The following is a 17,379-nucleotide window of genomic DNA, read 5'->3' as shown; positions in this document are numbered from 1 at the left end:
GACCATCCATATTATTGATTAAAAAAAGATACTGTATACTATTTATATTCGGCTTTTATAGATACAATTTAAGCACATCATTTTGTATTGCAAATATCTTTTGTATCCCATCTTGAGCTAATCGAAGCATTGATTCAAGCTCACTATTTGAAAATGATCTTTTTTCACCAGTTCCCTGAATTTCAATTATGTTATTTTTACTATCCATCACTAAATTCATGTCAACATCACATTGGGAATCTTCTTCATAATCAAGATCTAATAATAAATCATTTCCAATATAACCTATAGAGATTGCCGCAACCTGTGCTTTAATAGGATTATCGGTAATGTAATTTTGGTGTAATAATCTTTTAATTGCTAACTGCAGTGCAATATATGCACCAGATATTGCTGCAGTCCTTGTTCCACCATCAGCCTGAAGAACATCGCAATCAACAATTAAAGAAACACCCTGCATTTTTTCTAAATCCAAAATTGTACGCAAACTTCTACCAATCAGCCGTTGAATTTCTACTGATCTTCCATCTGGGCGTATATTTCTTCTTTCAGTTCTTGGATTTGTGGCATAGGGTAGTAAACTGTACTCAGCTGTTATCCAACCAGTGCCTTTATCAAGTGCATGTTGTGGCACCTGTGGTGTAATTGATACAGCACAAATTACCTGTGTATTGCCACATTGATATAAAACCGACCCTAATGAAGCAGGACAAAAATTAGGTGTAACTATTACTTTCCTTATTTCATCTAATTTTCTGTTGTTCTTTCTCAAGTAACTCATTTTGCCTCTTAAGTTCTTTTAATTCTTCTAGATCCTGTATTTTTTTATCAACATTTTTATGATAAGGATTATAATCTCTAGCTTTTTTAAATTCTTCAATTGCGCTATCAATATCGTCAGTGATAAAATACTTTATTCCCCGTTGATAATGTACTTCTGCTTTTAACTTGTCCTCGATTGTGATAACTTTGGGTATAAGCTTATATGTGATAGTAAATGAATATATAGGACCAAATACCCCAGCATCCTGATACGAAGCATCAACAACAAATGCAACATTTTTTATAGCATAATTAAAACCAAGGCCAAAAGTATATTTACCTGCATCATTAAATTTATATCCAGCTCTAAAAAATAAAATATCAAGATAATTCAGTTCAAAACCAGTATTAACTCTGAAACTTTCATTAAATCCTGAAGTAAAGTCATATAAGTCAGATGATGTTATGGCATTTTCTACCAAATCAATATTAAAACCAAAAAAATAAGACATTTTATATGACAAACCTGCCCTTATTAATCGTGGCAAGCTATCATCTTTAGCATTTGTTCCAATATTTTGTATTGATAACCCAAGTGATAAGTTTCTTATTGGTGCATCAAATGGTGAATACATAGTAATACGTTTTAAAATTCCTATATCAAAGGCCAATGATTGTAACTGTAATGTATCAATCTGCTGATATATATATTTAAGTGAACCGCCTACTTCCATGAATCCTAAAGAATAACCGTATGCCAAAATACCACTTACATTATAAAAGTTTACTGTACCTACCTTATTGCCATTTATATCAATTTTATCAAAAGGAGGAACCCAAAAAACTGATGTAGAAAAACCAAAAAAACCTTTATATAATGGAAAAGCTAATGAAACGTTCTCAAATCGTGAATCCACAATAAGTTCCTGATGCATTAAGCTCATAACAGGGAACTTAAGAGTCCCCAAACCTGCAGGATTATAATAAATTGCATTTACATCACCCACTTCGGCTGTAAATGCTTCTCCCATTCCTAAAGGTCTGCTCCCTACACCAATCTCTAAAAAATCAGCACCAGAAGTTCCAATAGTTCCAGCAGCGTAAGTATAACGTTGTATGATTATAATAAATATCAGAGCAGTTGTTGCAAGATAGATTTTATATTTTTTATTATACATAATAAATTTTCAAAATCATACACATCATGCCTAACTGCTGTAGTGTAAATCAACAGTATGAGTAGAATAACATTAGCAATACTGTACTTGTTATATATTCGTACACTATATAAATAGTACACAAGCTGATTTCAATTTATGCAATAAAAAAATGGGAATTTATCGCTTAATTTTTATACTTTTAAGGCTTTTCAGATATGCGTAAATAAATCTGTTAATGTCACCATCCATGACATGGTCTACCGAGCCGGTTTCCTCTCCTGTACGATGGTCTTTCACCATTGTATATGGATGAAACACGTATGAACGGATTTGATTGCCCCATGCTATGTCTTTTTTTTCACCAAATTTTTCTAATTTCTCTTTTTCTATCTCACTTCTTTTAAGTTCATATAACCGCGATTTCAAAATCTTCATAGCATAGGCTTTGTTTTTATGTTGTGAACGTTCATTCTGACATTGAACCACAATACCTGTTGGTAAATGAGTAATTCGTACCGCTGAATCAGTCCTGTTAACATGTTGCCCACCAGCTCCAGATGCTCTATATGTATCAATTCTTAAGTCAGATTCCTTAATTTCAATATCAATATCTTCTGGCGCTTCAGGAATAACATCAACTGATGCAAAGGAAGTATGTCGCCTCTGGTTGCTATCAAATGGCGAGATACGTACTAATCTATGTATACCCCGTTCTCCTTTTAACAGCCCATAGGCATAATCACCTTTAATTAGCATTACAACTTCTTTAATACCAGCTTCAATATCTGGCATGTAATCCAGTATTTCTATAGCAAATCCATTATCTTCAGCCCAACGAACATACATACGCATAAGCATGCTTGCCCAATCCTGTGATTCAGTACCGCCAGCACCAGGATGAATAGTCATAATTGCATTTTTATCATCATCGGGTTCTGATAATAATTCCCTTGTTTCCAATTGTTCAAATCGTTTTTTAAACTGGTCTACTCTTGAAGCAATTTCTACAATTACTTCGTTATCATTTTCATCTATTGCCATTTCAAGAAGTGATATTGAGTCTGATACTTCTTTTCTTAAAGTATCCCATGGCTCTACATTCTTTTTAATCTGAGTGATTTGCTGCTGGATAGAAGTACTTCGTGCTTGATCCTGCCAGAAATCCTCTTTATATGTTTCTTCAACTAATAATTGCAACTGCTGCTTCTTATCTTCTATATGAAGAGCAGTATAGAGCTCATTAATATTAGTTTCAAGTTGCTGTAATTCACGCATCAAGTCTTTTACATCTGTATATTCCAATTGTAATCTCCTGTGCAATTGTATTTCATTTCAAATCTTAATATATCAAAATAACAAATTTATTTCTTTTTGATAATGTTTTCTTTTATTTTTGTTTATTAAAGTGACATTTACGTATACCATAGTATGATGCCCTAAAAATTATACCATCCTCAATTGATTAAAATCAATACTATTTCCGCTTAATGATTACAATAAATATGTATTATAGCGCATGGTCAATATAAAATGTGATTTTTTTTAATAAAGTGATAGCTCAAATGATTTGAAATATCAATTTCCAAATCCTCCGAAGAAGTAAAATTTTTACCTGTAATCTCTTGCCACATATAATCTGTTTCCATACATAAATAGATATATGCTTTTTTAAATATCTCACGCAATTGCTGATACATAAATGAATATATGTATATCCTTAATGGTTTATAGTAGCGATATTTTCCATCAATTCCTGGAAACATCTCGTTTACTGTCATCATCTCATCAGGAAATTTTTCTCTTAATATTTCTCTGAAATGCAAATGATACCTAAAGCCACCCAAAGATATCCATACAACCTTATTAGGATCAATTTCTTTCTTTAACAATTGTAATACGCTGTAATAATCATGTTCCCAATCCTTATACAGAATAATGGGATCAAAATGAAATGCCACATAATAGCCAGCATCAATAGCTTTAATAGCAGCATTAATTCTTTCCTGCAACGCAGCGGTGTGATGTTCATAGTAGTTGATATTGTGTGGCGTGTTTAAACTCCAGGCAATCACAGCATTGCCTTTATATGGTATATTTAGTAAATGATCAACATTTGATGACTTAGTTTTAAGCTCAAAGAAAATATTTTGATGTTGAGAAAAAAACCGTATCAATTCACTGCCAAGACCCGTGATTTCATCAAACATTAGTGAATCGGTAAATTCTCCTGTTCCAATTCTGTACACCATCGAAGGAGAACAATTACTAATAAAATCATTTAATTCATTAAAAAGCCTCTCAGTATTAGTAAATTGTATTATCCCATAGCTATTCAGGTACACATGCATATAACAATATGTGCAGTTATATAAACAATTAAAACAAGTGTTTATAACCCTGTATCTGCAGCATATCATGTGCGGTGAGCCGGGGCATACCTGATAGAATCTTCCTAAAAAAGTCTTTAATACTATAACATCCTTTGAATCTATATCTTTACACTGTAATTCATGTAGTATTGAATCTAATTCGACGTCGCTACTATACGCAATACGATATGGTATTGGATTTTCCAAAAACCTTTGTACAATACTATTACATTCCTCTTTATCAGGGTATACTAAATACTGTATGTCTTTTACACTCCTCATTTAAGATAATTTTACCACTAATAATAAAATAATTTTTTACAACAGTACACTTTTTTGATTGCATTTTTTATCATACACATATTATTTATAATCTTGCTTGTTACAATAAATTTTTTTACAATAAATTTTTCTTGGATAGGAGTAAATTTATGGGATGTCTATTTTGCAATATCATAAGTGGGAAAACTCCATCAACAAAAGTTTTTGAAAATGATAAAGTGTATGCGTTTAAGGATATTAATCCCCAGGCGCCTTTTCATGTATTAGTTGTTCATAAAGAACACACCCAAAATATTGATGAAATTAATGAAACAAATAGTTACATTATGAGCGATATATTCCTTGCAATAAATAAAATAGCCCAACAGGAAAAATTAGACAAAGGCTATCGTGTGATCATCAATAACGGTCCTGCGGCTGGTCAGGTCATATGGCATTTACATGTTCATATATTGGCTGGTAAGGAAGACCTGGGTCCTATGCTTGTGAAATAGTCTTGCGTCTGGGTATAGAAACAATAACCCTTTCTATAGCCCTATCAGTAGCTTCTTCAATTTGGAATGTTATATCCTGATAGTGTACTTTTTGACCAATTTCAGGAATGTAGCCTAATATGTACAGCAAAAACCCAGCTAATGTTTCAAAATCATGTTTTTCTATTTTTATCCCAAATCTGCGCTGGAAATATTCAATGTCTATATTTCCTGCAACACTGAACTTCCAGGGAGCTATCTCCTTAATTGAATCATCTTGTGGATGATCCCTTGTTTGTATTTCACCTACGATCTCCTCTGCAATATCTTCATCAGTCAATAACCCTTCTACAGCTCCATATTCATTTACAACAAAAACCATAGATACTTCATGTTCTTCCATTTCGTTAATCAGTTCATATATCTTCTTGGTGGAAGGGACAAAATACGGCTTTCTTAATATCTGTTCAATATTTTTAACCGATTTATTTTTTAATAAATCCTGATAATAGATGTATCCAATTATGTTATCAACCCTCTGGTCAAAAACGGGTATTCGCGAAAACCGGGTCTTTTCTATTAATCGGATGCAATGTTTTATAGGCTGATTCTTTTCTACCGAAATAATATCAATCAAAGGTGTCATGACTTCATTGGCCCGTACATCCCTAAAAGAAAGAATTTCATTAAAATATATGTAGTGCTGTGATTCAATAATTCCTTCTTTTTCTACAGCTTTAAACAACGTATCAATTTCATCACGTGAACTTATTGGCAGGGGTTTTATCTCATTAGTATTGAATCTGTTTTTAACTATGGTAGAAATTTTTAACACTATAGCAATAAGTGGTTTTAACGTTATTGAAAAAAAATAGAATAACCAGTAAGTATAGAGTAGAAACTTCTCAGGTTTTGAACGTGAAACAATTTTTGGAAAGAGCTCGCAAAAAATTAAAAAGAAAATAGTTTGAGCGATAGTAACTATAAAAAGCATGGTGTCTTTAATAAATAACGCTTTGCTTGCAAAAAAAGTAATAAATGCAGTTGCACCTATATTTGAGATATTATTGCCTATAAGAACCATGACAAGAGCACTGTCAGGATTTTCTATTATATGCAAAAGACTGCGAGCTTTTTTAACTCCTTTATTAATAAGATTCTGGATATTTATTATATTGCTTGATACAATTGCTGTTTCAGTTGCAGAAAAATATGCAGATAGGAATGTAAAAAGAAGTATTAATAGTTGTGTGCCAATATACATATCTTTCATGATTCTTCTCTTTTTACTTCTATTGATTGGATCCTGTTTTTAGCAACATAACGCACTGTTAAAATATAATCATCAACCATAATAGATGCTCTTCGCTTTGGTAAGTACCCTAACTTCTCAATTATATATCCACCAATTGTTTCGCTTTCAGTAGAATTAACTGAAACGTTAAACATTGCATTAAATTCATCAATCTGCATATCACCAGGAACTATCACAACATCCTTTTCTTTTTTTATTTCTGGTTTGGGAACATCTTCCCATAATGTGTATCCACGTCCAAATAATTCTGCAATTATTCGTTTTAACGTTACAACACCAAGTGTACCACCATATTCATCAACAATAATAGCAATCTGTATTTTATTACGTAAAAATTCCTCCAACAGTTCACTCAATGACACAGATGCTGGATAATGATAAATTGGATGAATAAGTTTTGTTATGGTTTTTGCTTTCTTTATACCAGCTGCATAGGGAACTAACTCACGAGAATCAATCAAGCCAACAATAGTGTCCAAATTATTTTTAAAAACAGGTGCTCGTATGACATCTGTTTCTTTAAAAATATTAATCACCTCATGCATTGATGCATTATAAGGAATAAACAATGCTTTATTTCTATGTATCATTGCATTCTCTGCTGTTTTTTTTGTGAATCGCAAAAGATTACTTATAAACTGCTTTTCATCGCCAGATAATATCCCGTACTTTTCGCCATAATAAATTGCTATAGATAATTCATCTTCAGATATATCTAAAGTGCCATCCAATCGTATTTTGAAAAATTGTATGAATAATTCAGAAATAGTTAATAAAATATAACGAACAGGTAATATAATTTGATGTATCAGAGATATTAGTGGAAGTATATAATAAATAAGTTTTTTGTAGTTATATAGCGATATTAGTTTTGGCAATATCTCACCAAAAAGAATCAATATTGGGGTTACGATAGCTATAGTTATTATATGGCCATAACGAGGCCATAAGGATAACAACAGCGAGGTTGATAATGATGATAATAAAATGTTTACAAATAAATTACCTGTTAAGAGTGTTATTAATATATTATGGGGATGTGATAAAAATTTAGCTATCTGATTTTCCAAAGCATTTTCAGAAAATGAAAATCTGATGAGTTCGCTTTTTTTAAAAGAAAATAATGCAGTTTCAGATCCAGAAAAAAAAGCAGAAAAAAACAAACATACAAAAATGATTGCTATCTGTAAATGAATATAATCCATTTTTTCTTTGCTACGTGAGCCTTAAGGAAATATTTCTATTTCTTTTACTTTTAATACTTTTGCGCATATTTTTTTAAATTCATCAGTTGGTTGTTGTAAACCTTTTTCAACTTTTGAAAGATAGGATGGGGAGCAATGTAGCATTTTAGCCAATTCATACTGTTTAATCCCTTTGGATACCCTAATACTCCACAGCTTATTATTAGATGGTATAAAATCATTTATGATTTCTTTTTTGTCAGGTATGCTTTCAGGGAATAATTTGGCTATGCTGACGTTGAGATACTTTGCACATTGTTTCTTAAATTCTTCAGTTGGTTCTTGTACACCACGTTCAATCTTGCATAAATATGATGGCGACACGTGTAATGCCTTTGCCATATCAACCTGTTTGATATTTTTCTTTCTTCTATAATAAAGAATCATATTAGCCACAAAATTTTTCCTCCTTGAAACCCTGCTTTCACTTCTTGAAATCAAGAACCACATTAAAGTTAACTGATTGAGAGGTTTTATTGCCTGCAAAATCTTCTGCGATAACTGTCAGAGAATTAATGCCAGAATTATATGAAACATTTGTAGCAATGTAATTTCCTTTGCTATCATATAAATTTTCAAATCCTATTGCTTTAATTGTCAACTTATTTTTATTATCAAGTTTTATAGTGTCAAATCGTACATCCAAAATAGTAGCATTGTTCATAATCACTTTGAGTGCAAAAATACCACATCGCTCATTTCGCTTGATTGCATCAAAGCACTGAATAGCCAACGGATGATGTTGTGTCAACCTGATATTACTGCCTTCACGCAATCGCGTGTAACTATCGCCCACTTTAATATATATGCCTTCTATTACTGGTGGCTTTTTATCGTCTATTTGAGGTAATATTGTAAATGGATTTATTGAAACGTTACCATTGCTAAGCACTGTAAAATGAAGATGTGTGCCATAAGATCTACCTGTATTCCCCATATATGCAATAGTATCAGTAAGTTGGTATCTTTTTTGTATATTTAAGCTATTATCAAGATGTACATATACTGATTTTTCATTTTTTTGATGTTCTAATATACAATAATTCCCAACACCTGGATACTGTTCAAGAGGGAATAATGATTTATCCCAACAAAATACTAGATTGCCTTCCTTTACAGGAAATACCTTTTTATCAATGGAGGAAATATCCACACCATTATGGAAATGGTCAGGTCGTGGTTCACCAAATGTAGAATGTATTGTACCATTTGTAACTGGCCATTGAAATGATAAAGCAAAACTTGATAATAACACAAGTGCTGTTATAATTGCAAATGGTTTGTATATATTCATGTATACCCTCAATGAGATTCCTGTATTGTATGGATTGTACAATATTCACCAGGTTCTGTACCAGTATAAAATAATTCATTTACAGCTACACGAGGGCATAAACCCTCTTTTCTTGGTACTAAACCGCTATCAAGGCATATAGTCTGTTTAGTAATACCTCCTTGAGGTATTATGAATGATTTATATTCAGAATCTTTGCTGATAGCAAAAATATAATCTGCCCAAATTGGTGCTGCCACAACACCTCCACTTCTTCCTTTCCCCAAAGAGATAGCTCCTGCTTTATTACCAACCCATACTGCAGTAACAGAATCTGGTGTATATCCCAAAAACCACGCATCAACATAATCGCTGCTTGTACCCGTTTTACCTGAAATATCGACAGGTATAGATTTATTTTTCATTACCCATGATGCTGTACCTCCATCCTCAAAAACTCCTTTAAGCATAGAAACAACAATAGCGCACGCTATTGGATCAATTATTTTACCATATTCTTTACGTTTTTCCTGTATTTGCAATAATACCTCTTCTTCATTATTCCAGACAATATTCCCGTTATAATCTTTCACATAACGGATGCCATAGGGAATAATAAAATCACCACCATTCACAATGATTGAATGCAGTACAGCATTTTCAAGAGGCGATAGCTCATAGGTACCAAGAGCCAGTGATAATGTTTTGTAGAAACGTGTTTCAAGTTCACTGCTTGATATATTCAACCCTTTTTGAATGATTGACATTATCCGGCTGTACCCTTCTTTTTCAAGTACCTGGACCGCAACAACATTTATTGATTTTTTTAAAGCTTCTCTTACAATTACTTTTCCAAGATATATCCCATCATAATTTTTTGGGGAATATCCTCCTTTAAAAGTCATAGGTATATCATCAAACACGGTAGAAGGTGTGATGACCTTATCTTGAATGGCAGCGGCATAAATGATAGGTTTGAATGACGAGCCTGGCTGTCTTCTAATCTGTTGCACATGATCAAGCTGATTTTGGTATGAAAAATTATATCCCCCTGCATAAGATATAATTTCGCCAGTAAATGGATTGAGTGAAACAAAGGCTCCCTCAATATTTTTTGCTTTTTCCATTTCAGCAAGTGCACGCTCAGGATTTTTTATATATTTTGCATTTTTTTCATGATACTCGCGTTGTAATTGAATGCCTTTACGTAATGCAACAAGTGCAATATCCTGTTTTTTGGCATCCAGTGTAGTGTAAACACTTAATCCACCCTTTTTAACAACTTCCTCTGAAAATTTATTAACAAGTATTCTTCGTATATATTCATTGAAAAATGGTGCCCTGTTAATGCGGTATAAACTGAATATAAAGCTGCCAATTGACGATGATGTCGCAACATTTTCTTTTGAAAATTGTACATTCCATTGTTTAAGGAAATTATTATACTGGATGTCAGCCTGTTCCTGTTTCAAAAAACCTGCATCAACCATCGATTGGAGGATTCGTTTTGTTTTTCGTAATGATACATCAAGGTTATTAAGTGGCGAATAAATTAACGGATTTGAGATAGTAGCAACAATCATTGCACATTCAGTTTCATTGCAATCAATGATTGACTTGCCAAAAAACATCTTTGCAGCAGCTTCAACGCCATACGCACCGTTACCAAAATATATATAATTGAGATACATTGACAAAATATCTTGCTTATCATAATGTTTTTCTATTTCAAGTGCACAAAATATTTCATATATTTTGCGCTTTATATTACGTTCCATATCGGTAAACAAAACTTTAGCTAGCTGCTGAGTAATTGTACTGCCACCCTGCACCACTCGTAAATGAATTATGTTAACAGCAAAAGCTCTGGCAATTCCTTTTAAACTCACACCTTTGTGGGTGTAAAAATCTCTATCTTCACTGGCAATAACTGCTTTGATTAGCCATTTTGGAAAATATGAATAAGGAACTATCTCCCTTTTTTGTTCAAAGAACTCTCCTATAATTTCATTATTCCTATCATAAATACGTGTGGGAATATCCACCACTTTAGCAGAAACATCTATTTCACTATAATTGTATGTATACCCTTCTCGTAATTCTTCAGTGCGATCAATAAGCTGTTTATATTTAAATAACTTATCAAGAGCCTTCTGCTTATCGTGTACCCATTGAACATATATAATAGAAGTATATACTGTTATCAAAGTTAATACAATAACAGGTAAACCAATAAATGAAAAATATTTATGTTTCTTTATCCAATCAAAAAGACTAAAATCCATAATGGAAACCTTTTAATGGTTTTGTTTAATGTTGTGTGTAATACTTCCCGGAAAGCTGACCGCATGCACCTTCAATATCACTACCGGCACTTTTCCTTATAGAAATAGGTATATTCATAATTTCAAGCCTTTTTATAAATTTATTTATTTCTTCTTCAGTAGGTATTTCAAATGTATGCTTTCCCTTATTAAGGGGTATAAGATTAAGTTTAATGCGGTTATATTTAAACATTGTCTTTAATCTCAATGCGTCATTTTCTGTTATATTATCCTTTCGCATAATGTATTCTATTGTTACACGGTTTCGTGATGCAGGAAACTTTTTTTCAAGTAATTGTATAATTGATTGCATTGGAAATTTTTTCTCAACAGGCATATATTTTGCTCGTTTTACCATATCAGTATCATTTAACGATATTGCTAAATTATAAGGGCGTTTTTCGTCTATAAAACGTTCAATTCCATCATAAATACCACACGTTGATATGGTAATTTTTCTAGCCGATATATGAAACCCAAAAGTATAATTCATAATATCAGCAGCCTTTAGGACATTATCATAGTTAAGGAATGGCTCCCCCATTCCCATAAACACAACATTATTATTTTTTAGCCCTGTTAATCGCCTAACCTGATTTATCTGATCAAGTATCTCGCCAGTTTGTAAATTGCGCTTAAAACCAATTTTAGCTGTTTGGCAAAATGCACAACCCATTGGGCACCCAACCTGGCTTGATACACAAATTGTCAGCCGGCCTTCGTCAGTGCCATCATTACGGATAAATACTGATTCAATAAAATGACCATCAAAAGTTTGAAATAAAAATTTTTCAGTTCCATCAATGTTTGATTTTTTTCTATCAACTAATTTTAAAGGTGAAATTTCATAATGCTCATGTAAATAATTTCTTAGTTCTTTGGAAAAGTTTGTTATTTCAAAAAAATTATCTATGTTGCGTTCATAAAGCCAATTAAATAGTTGTTTGGCTCGATAGCTCTTTTCATTGATTGATGCAAACAATAATTCAACTTCTTTGAGAGTGTAATTTTTAATACATTCTTTCATATTAAAACAAGCTAGAAGAAATAACTTTTTTAATTTTTATACTTTGAATTTGAAAAGGAAAACAATGCATCGCAATAAATTATCAGGCTGGATAAAATATACAAAAGTTCTTCTCAAATGTTTTGCAAACAACTTCTTTGTAGATAATGGGCTGCCTATAAATCAGTTTCTATACAAATTCTACTTTTTTAAAATTTTCAAGGAATCTTTTATAAAAACAACCCTCTAACATTTATTCAATAATAAATGTTGTAAGACAGCCCAAGTATACATATCGCATTTTAGGATTTTTTTTCATCCTTGGTTTCATCATCAGAATTCATAGCTTTTTTGAATTCTTTAATACCAGTACCAATATCTTTGGCTATTTTTGGTATTTTCCCTGCACCAAAAATTATCAATACTATAAAGAATATTATAAGTAATTCCGGAAGTCCTGGCATACTCATAATAAAAGCCTCCATTCATTTTTAATTTGCTCACAGATAGTATATCACAATATTTTGTCAAATATTTTAAAAAATATTAAAATCATATATCGTAATATTGCTTATAATATATGCAAATTATATAAAAATATCTAATTTTTATTTGTTAAATTTAAACTGCTGATGTGAAAACTATTCTTTTTGTTTCGTTGTCTTCATAAAATTTAGTATTTTGCATAGCTTTCTCAATCTGTAATTTACTTCGCTTAATAGTTATAATTACGCCCGGATATGCAATATCGGTAATACTTATTGATGGTTCTCGCTCCAGTTTATATTTTTTTTCAATTTCACCTCTTTGATCCAAAAGCAACTTTAATTGGCGATTATTATCTGAAAGTTCTTTTAACAACAATAAACAATTTTTCTTTTTAACTGGTGGTAAAATATTCAAAAACTCTTTTGGATTTTCAAATACACCCTCACCAAAACTGTTTTTAATTTTTTTAAGTATTTCTTCCACATTTGTTTTATATTTTTCCATTTGTTTGCGCAATTCAGCTAATTCCCTTTCAACAATCAAACTTTTGCCTGCTGTCAGTTTGGTAACATTTTGCAATTGTGACCCTGCTACGTTGACTAAAATTTCATGACGTGCAGTAGTTTCACCTCCAATAATCTTACCATGCCTTCCAGTTACTATTACGGCATCATTTGAAAATACTACACTATTTATTATTGAATCCTCTATTTCAATTTTTCCTAAAGCTTCTATAGTTGAATTTAAAACAAATTTTGCTTTTACTGAACCTCCTGCAATTATCTTTGTTTCCCCTTTACCAACAATTCCTAATTTTACTACTATATCGCCCTGTGCTGACAGTTTTGCATCATCTACATTTTTATCTACATAAATATTACCAGTTGCATTCACTGTAAAACCAGGTAATACTGAACCCATAACCTGTACTGAACCATCAAAATCTATATTTCCTGATTCATAGTTCACATCACCTTTGATGATAGCTACAGGCAATACTGATAAAGTCTTCCCTTCAATATTCAGGCATCCATCTATCTGTGAAACAAATATCAATGGATTTGTATCTGATGCAATAATATTTTCTCCAGGATAGTATCCATCCTTCTTAACAATGGTGGCTGATACTTTTTCGCCATAAATGTCAAAGCCATCTTCAGGTTTCATTCCTGGTATTTTTTGTAAAACTTCTTGGCCTTTTTTAATTTCAATAATTGCACCAACTTCTTTAAAATCAATTCTGCCATCGTCTAACAACTTGCCAGCTTTTTTTTCAATCTGTATCAGTGGTATATAATAATCATCATACCCATCCATAGGCTCTTTGCCACGAGCAACGATAATTCTATGAACTCTGGGATTATGAGGATCAATCTCATTTAACTGTGATTCAATTTCACTTTTATCTATAATGCTTATAATTTTATTAGCAAGAAGTTGTTGTTCAATATCTTTATATACTGGCAACTTCAAAAATTTGGTTGGGAAAACGATGTATGAAGCTTTCAGTTTGTTTTTTGATACCTGTAATGGCAATTTTAACTGAATACGGGAAGTCCTCTGATCATACACAACAAATCCGTAATCAGTAGCACGATAGCAGCCACTAATTGAATCAAAAATAATGCCATCACCTGCTTTAAATGGTTTGAATTTTTCAGATTTATAATATTTATATCCTGAATCCAAATGATAGACAATATCTGCAGGATCATCAACATCTACTACACGAGCAACTATTTCATCTTTGTAAACAAAATTATAAGGAGAGGAAAGTGTATAGAACTTATTACCAGATTCATCTGTTTTTTCAACAAATATTGATGAAACACTAGGATCAAAGTAAAAAATAGTTAATTTCATGGAGCTTTACCAAAGTTTTGTTCTGTTTTGTATTTTGTAAACATTTAATACACTCCTATAGTAACTCCTATAGTAACTATCGGTTAAAAAATAATTATACATCACAATCAAATTAAATACAACTAAAATTTTGAATACAATGAACACCTTTTCATGTATATTACATATACAGCATAGTTCTGGTTATTTAGTAAAAAAAATCAAATTGACAATTTAATTTGCCAATTAGTAGTATGTAGCATACTATGAAGGGAGGTATTTTAAGAGAACACACTATGGCTTCTGATGAACAAAAGCCCAGTAAACTCAAAAATAACAGCCTTTTAGTGTTATTGAAAGAAAAACTCAATAAACTAAAACTATATGATAAAAAGAATTCCTCGCCATCAAAAGATTCACTTGCTATCCAGAAACAGGAGATGATTCAGGGCATTTTAAGCCTCTCTACAAAAAATGTAAGGGAGGTGATGATACCCCGTGTTGATATTAATGCAGTTGAGGAATCTATTTCATTAAAAGAACTGGTGAAATTAATAATTGATGAAGGGCATTCACGTATACCTGTATATTCAGGAACTATCGACAATATTACTGGTATTTTATATGTTAAAGACCTCATGCCGTTTATAATTGACAGGCGAATGAAATTTAATATTAAAAAGCTTTTACACAAACCATACTTTGTACCCGAAACCATGACATTGGATGATTTGCTTCTACAATTTCAAAAACAAAATTTACATTTGGCGATAGTTGTTGATGAATATGGTGGGGTTGCTGGAATTGTGACCCTTGAAGATATTCTTGAAGAAATTGTTGGTGAAATACGAGATGAATTTGATGAAGATGAGACGCCTGAAATTCAGAATATCTCAAAAAATAGCTGGGAGGTTGACTCACGGTTATCAATATCAGATTTCAATGAACATACCGGTTGCCAGCTACCCGACCAGGAATTTGATACTATAGGAGGATTTGTTTTTGACCTTTTTGGCAAAATACCCAAAAAAGATGAACAAATAAAATATTCAAATATATCGTTTAAAATTAAAGATATAAAAGGTACACGGATCGGAAGGATAATCGTAACAGTTACACCACAAAAAAATTCTGATACTGATTAAGCATTCAATGGATATACAGAAAGCAGAGGGGATTGTTTTACGGAAAATTCCAGTTCTGGAAGCTGATGTCGCAGATATTATCTATACACAAAATCATGGCAAACGGACATTTATTTTTAAAGGCATAAAAAAAACCAAGCGACGTAGTTTGTCTGCTATTGAGCCCGGAAGCATTGTGCAACTTGTATATTATTATAATGAACAAAAACAAATGCTGCATGTAAAAGAATTTTCTCTCTTGCATGATACTTTATCACTGCGCAATAATTACCAGTCAATGATAACTCTTTTTTTACTGCTAGAAATTGTTGATAAAACAACTGGCTTCAACGATCCCAATGAAAAAATATATACTCTATTAAAAGGGGCTATACAAACGTTACATCAAACCAATGCGTATATTTTTTTTGCACTGGCATTTGTTATTCATTATCTGAAAATATCAGGCATATTGCCTGATTTTTTTCATTGCACAGTTTGTCAAAAGGATGTTAGTGGCGATGTATATATGTCCGAATATCAGCTAACAGTGTTTTGCAATAATTGCGCACCGCCAAATGCTATTGTCTTTAAGGCGATAGCTCCTGTAATGAATGAAATATTAACAAAAAAATTTATGACAATTGAAACAAATAAATATGATTCACACGATATTAAAAAATTTCTATTTAATATCCTAATATACATTGATCATTACTTCAATATAAATATAAAAACTAAAGATTTATTATTCAATACTACAATATAATAAAATATATCTTATAAAAGCGTCTATATATATTTTTGTTGACATATAGTGCTACTATCATATTTATGTTATACACTTTATGATAATATATTTAGGAGGTTATTCTATGTTAAAGAGGTTTTTTATTTTTCTCACTGTTCTTTTTGCTGCATCAGTTTTTTTTATTAACCCAGCAGATGCATGCTTTGATACTTTTTTATTTTTGCATCACAAATCCATGGTTTATCCAACGGGCTATTTTGCCGCTGATGTTTTAGGTGAATACTCATTTAACGATACCAATGCACCAGAAAATGATTCATATTTCACCAATTACAGCATGTATTATGGATTGGCTGAAAGAGTATCCGTACAGTTTGGTTTAACTCAGGCTGAAACTACCCGAGCAGAAAACAAGTACAGCATAGAATCATGGTCAGTAAGAGGTGTTTTCAATACAATTAGGGCTGCCAGCGGCAATTACTATATGGATTTAGTTGCCGAACATCACACAGGTGTGGATATTGATGAGAATATGGCTCACTTTTCAATACCAAATCTTTTTTATGTATCAAGCTTTATTGTAGTTATCCATCCTGTGTATGAATTAACCTACAGTAAAAACGAAAGAGAACATACATTTGGTGGACACGGTGGTGTATTTTATAATATTAATAACATAGGAATAATTGGTGTTGGGGGTGAATTTGCTTCTGCACAATCAAGCAGTGCATTAGGAAAGCGTTTTACCGAAGGCGAAGCTGCTGCAAGCCTTTTTATAGGTTTTAACCTTGGTAATATTTATTTCCAGAATGAATTTGCAAAGGGTTTAAATAATTCAAGAGATTTTGGATTTGCAGCAACATTAAAATTCTTTTTCAATTTGTTAAGCCGATACTAATTTTTATAAAAATAACGGAAATTGGAACTGAGTAAGTCATGACAAATAAGACAAAACTAGTTAAAAG

Annotated in this window: 16 protein-coding genes; 4 read left to right on the top strand and 12 right to left on the bottom strand. The window is 31.9% G+C overall.

Features of this window, described 5'->3' with window-relative positions; translation table 11 throughout:
* Positions 1 to 55: 55 nt before the first annotated feature.
* From rph to N3F66_01970, 4 genes are all read right to left on the bottom strand, one after another.
* Positions 56 to 781: a ribonuclease PH gene (gene rph / locus N3F66_01985; protein MCX8122919.1), complete on the bottom strand. Its 726-nt coding sequence runs from the start codon at positions 779 to 781 to the stop codon at positions 56 to 58.
* The gene (locus N3F66_01980) at positions 744 to 1,940 is read right to left on the bottom strand and encodes a PorV/PorQ family protein (protein MCX8122918.1); all 1,197 of its coding nucleotides are present in this window, start codon (positions 1,938 to 1,940) and stop codon (positions 744 to 746) included. The genes rph and N3F66_01980 overlap by 38 nt, the downstream gene beginning before the upstream one ends.
* Positions 1,941 to 2,099: 159 nt before the next feature.
* Positions 2,100 to 3,197: a peptide chain release factor 2 gene (prfB, locus tag N3F66_01975; protein MCX8122917.1), complete on the bottom strand. Its 1,098-nt coding sequence runs from the start codon at positions 3,195 to 3,197 to the stop codon at positions 2,100 to 2,102.
* Between the two features lie 245 nt (positions 3,198 to 3,442).
* Entirely contained in the window at positions 3,443 to 4,573 is a 1,131-nt protein-coding gene (locus N3F66_01970; protein ID MCX8122916.1) for a DNA photolyase, read from the bottom strand.
* 149 nt (positions 4,574 to 4,722) lie between these two features.
* Between N3F66_01970 and N3F66_01965 the strand changes: the two genes are divergently transcribed.
* The gene (locus N3F66_01965; protein ID MCX8122915.1) at positions 4,723 to 5,067 is read left to right on the top strand and encodes a histidine triad nucleotide-binding protein; all 345 of its coding nucleotides are present in this window, start codon (positions 4,723 to 4,725) and stop codon (positions 5,065 to 5,067) included.
* Here N3F66_01965 and N3F66_01960 read toward each other — a convergent pair.
* From N3F66_01960 to N3F66_01925, 8 genes are all read right to left on the bottom strand, one after another.
* Entirely contained in the window at positions 5,051 to 6,319 is a 1,269-nt protein-coding gene (locus N3F66_01960) for a hemolysin family protein (GenBank protein MCX8122914.1), read from the bottom strand. The genes N3F66_01965 and N3F66_01960 overlap by 17 nt on opposite strands.
* Positions 6,316 to 7,566, bottom strand: a complete 1,251-nt coding sequence (locus N3F66_01955) for a hemolysin family protein (GenBank protein ID MCX8122913.1) — start codon at positions 7,564 to 7,566, stop codon at positions 6,316 to 6,318. The genes N3F66_01960 and N3F66_01955 overlap by 4 nt, the downstream gene beginning before the upstream one ends.
* Positions 7,567 to 7,587: 21 nt before the next feature.
* Positions 7,588 to 7,992 carry a helix-turn-helix transcriptional regulator gene (locus N3F66_01950; GenBank protein MCX8122912.1) on the bottom strand — a complete coding sequence of 135 codons (405 nt, stop codon included), beginning with the start codon at positions 7,990 to 7,992 and terminating at the stop codon, positions 7,588 to 7,590.
* Between the two features lie 37 nt (positions 7,993 to 8,029).
* A complete protein-coding gene (locus tag N3F66_01945) occupies positions 8,030 to 8,899 on the bottom strand; it encodes a M23 family metallopeptidase (GenBank protein MCX8122911.1) in 870 nt (289 codons plus the stop codon).
* A gap of 8 nt (positions 8,900 to 8,907) precedes the next feature.
* Entirely contained in the window at positions 8,908 to 11,163 is a 2,256-nt protein-coding gene (locus N3F66_01940) for a transglycosylase domain-containing protein (GenBank protein MCX8122910.1), read from the bottom strand.
* 25 nt (positions 11,164 to 11,188) lie between these two features.
* Positions 11,189 to 12,229 (bottom strand): 23S rRNA (adenine(2503)-C(2))-methyltransferase RlmN, encoded by a 1,041-nt coding sequence (rlmN, locus tag N3F66_01935; protein ID MCX8122909.1) that lies wholly within the window; start codon positions 12,227 to 12,229, stop codon positions 11,189 to 11,191.
* A 281-nt stretch (positions 12,230 to 12,510) separates the two neighbouring features.
* Positions 12,511 to 12,678, bottom strand: a complete 168-nt coding sequence (tatA, locus tag N3F66_01930) for a twin-arginine translocase TatA/TatE family subunit (GenBank protein MCX8122908.1) — start codon at positions 12,676 to 12,678, stop codon at positions 12,511 to 12,513.
* A 151-nt stretch (positions 12,679 to 12,829) separates the two neighbouring features.
* Entirely contained in the window at positions 12,830 to 14,560 is a 1,731-nt protein-coding gene (locus tag N3F66_01925; protein MCX8122907.1) for a FapA family protein, read from the bottom strand.
* A 275-nt stretch (positions 14,561 to 14,835) separates the two neighbouring features.
* On the opposite strand from N3F66_01925, the gene N3F66_01920 reads away from it, so the two are divergent.
* The 3 genes from N3F66_01920 to N3F66_01910 all read left to right on the top strand — a co-directional run bounded on the left by N3F66_01920 (position 14,836) and on the right by N3F66_01910 (position 17,312).
* The gene (locus tag N3F66_01920) at positions 14,836 to 15,684 is read left to right on the top strand and encodes a hemolysin family protein (protein MCX8122906.1); all 849 of its coding nucleotides are present in this window, start codon (positions 14,836 to 14,838) and stop codon (positions 15,682 to 15,684) included.
* A gap of 7 nt (positions 15,685 to 15,691) precedes the next feature.
* Entirely contained in the window at positions 15,692 to 16,432 is a 741-nt protein-coding gene (gene recO, locus N3F66_01915; GenBank protein MCX8122905.1) for a DNA repair protein RecO, read from the top strand.
* A 106-nt stretch (positions 16,433 to 16,538) separates the two neighbouring features.
* Positions 16,539 to 17,312: a hypothetical protein gene (locus N3F66_01910; GenBank protein ID MCX8122904.1), complete on the top strand. Its 774-nt coding sequence runs from the start codon at positions 16,539 to 16,541 to the stop codon at positions 17,310 to 17,312.
* Positions 17,313 to 17,379: the final 67 nt, after the last annotated feature.

This window comes from Spirochaetota bacterium (assembly GCA_026414805.1).
Taxonomy (GTDB): Bacteria; Spirochaetota; UBA4802; order UBA4802; family UB4802; genus UBA4802.
This window is presented reverse-complemented; position numbering and strand designations above follow the sequence as displayed.

What these genes read in the sequence shown, in the direction of transcription:
- N3F66_01910 (MCX8122904.1), top strand. Translation starts at nt 16,539, where the DNA reads ATGTTAAAGAGGTTTTTTATTTTTCTCACTGTTCTTTTTGCTGCATCA.
- N3F66_01925 (MCX8122907.1), bottom strand. Translation starts at nt 14,560, where the DNA reads ATGAAATTAACTATTTTTTACTTTGATCCTAGTGTTTCATCAATATTT.
- N3F66_01940 (MCX8122910.1), bottom strand. Translation starts at nt 11,163, where the DNA reads ATGGATTTTAGTCTTTTTGATTGGATAAAGAAACATAAATATTTTTCA.
- N3F66_01970 (MCX8122916.1), bottom strand. Translation starts at nt 4,573, where the DNA reads ATGAGGAGTGTAAAAGACATACAGTATTTAGTATACCCTGATAAAGAG.
- N3F66_01980 (MCX8122918.1), bottom strand. Translation starts at nt 1,940, where the DNA reads ATGTATAATAAAAAATATAAAATCTATCTTGCAACAACTGCTCTGATA.
- prfB (MCX8122917.1), bottom strand. Translation starts at nt 3,197, where the DNA reads ATGCGTGAATTACAGCAACTTGAAACTAATATTAATGAGCTCTATACT.
- recO (MCX8122905.1), top strand. Translation starts at nt 15,692, where the DNA reads ATGGATATACAGAAAGCAGAGGGGATTGTTTTACGGAAAATTCCAGTT.
- N3F66_01965 (MCX8122915.1), top strand. Translation starts at nt 4,723, where the DNA reads ATGGGATGTCTATTTTGCAATATCATAAGTGGGAAAACTCCATCAACA.
- tatA (MCX8122908.1), bottom strand. Translation starts at nt 12,678, where the DNA reads ATGAGTATGCCAGGACTTCCGGAATTACTTATAATATTCTTTATAGTA.
- N3F66_01950 (MCX8122912.1), bottom strand. Translation starts at nt 7,992, where the DNA reads ATGATTCTTTATTATAGAAGAAAGAAAAATATCAAACAGGTTGATATG.
- N3F66_01955 (MCX8122913.1), bottom strand. Translation starts at nt 7,566, where the DNA reads ATGGATTATATTCATTTACAGATAGCAATCATTTTTGTATGTTTGTTT.
- N3F66_01920 (MCX8122906.1), top strand. Translation starts at nt 14,836, where the DNA reads ATGGCTTCTGATGAACAAAAGCCCAGTAAACTCAAAAATAACAGCCTT.
- rph (MCX8122919.1), bottom strand. Translation starts at nt 781, where the DNA reads ATGAGTTACTTGAGAAAGAACAACAGAAAATTAGATGAAATAAGGAAA.
- rlmN (MCX8122909.1), bottom strand. Translation starts at nt 12,229, where the DNA reads ATGAAAGAATGTATTAAAAATTACACTCTCAAAGAAGTTGAATTATTG.
- N3F66_01945 (MCX8122911.1), bottom strand. Translation starts at nt 8,899, where the DNA reads ATGAATATATACAAACCATTTGCAATTATAACAGCACTTGTGTTATTA.
- N3F66_01960 (MCX8122914.1), bottom strand. Translation starts at nt 6,319, where the DNA reads ATGAAAGATATGTATATTGGCACACAACTATTAATACTTCTTTTTACA.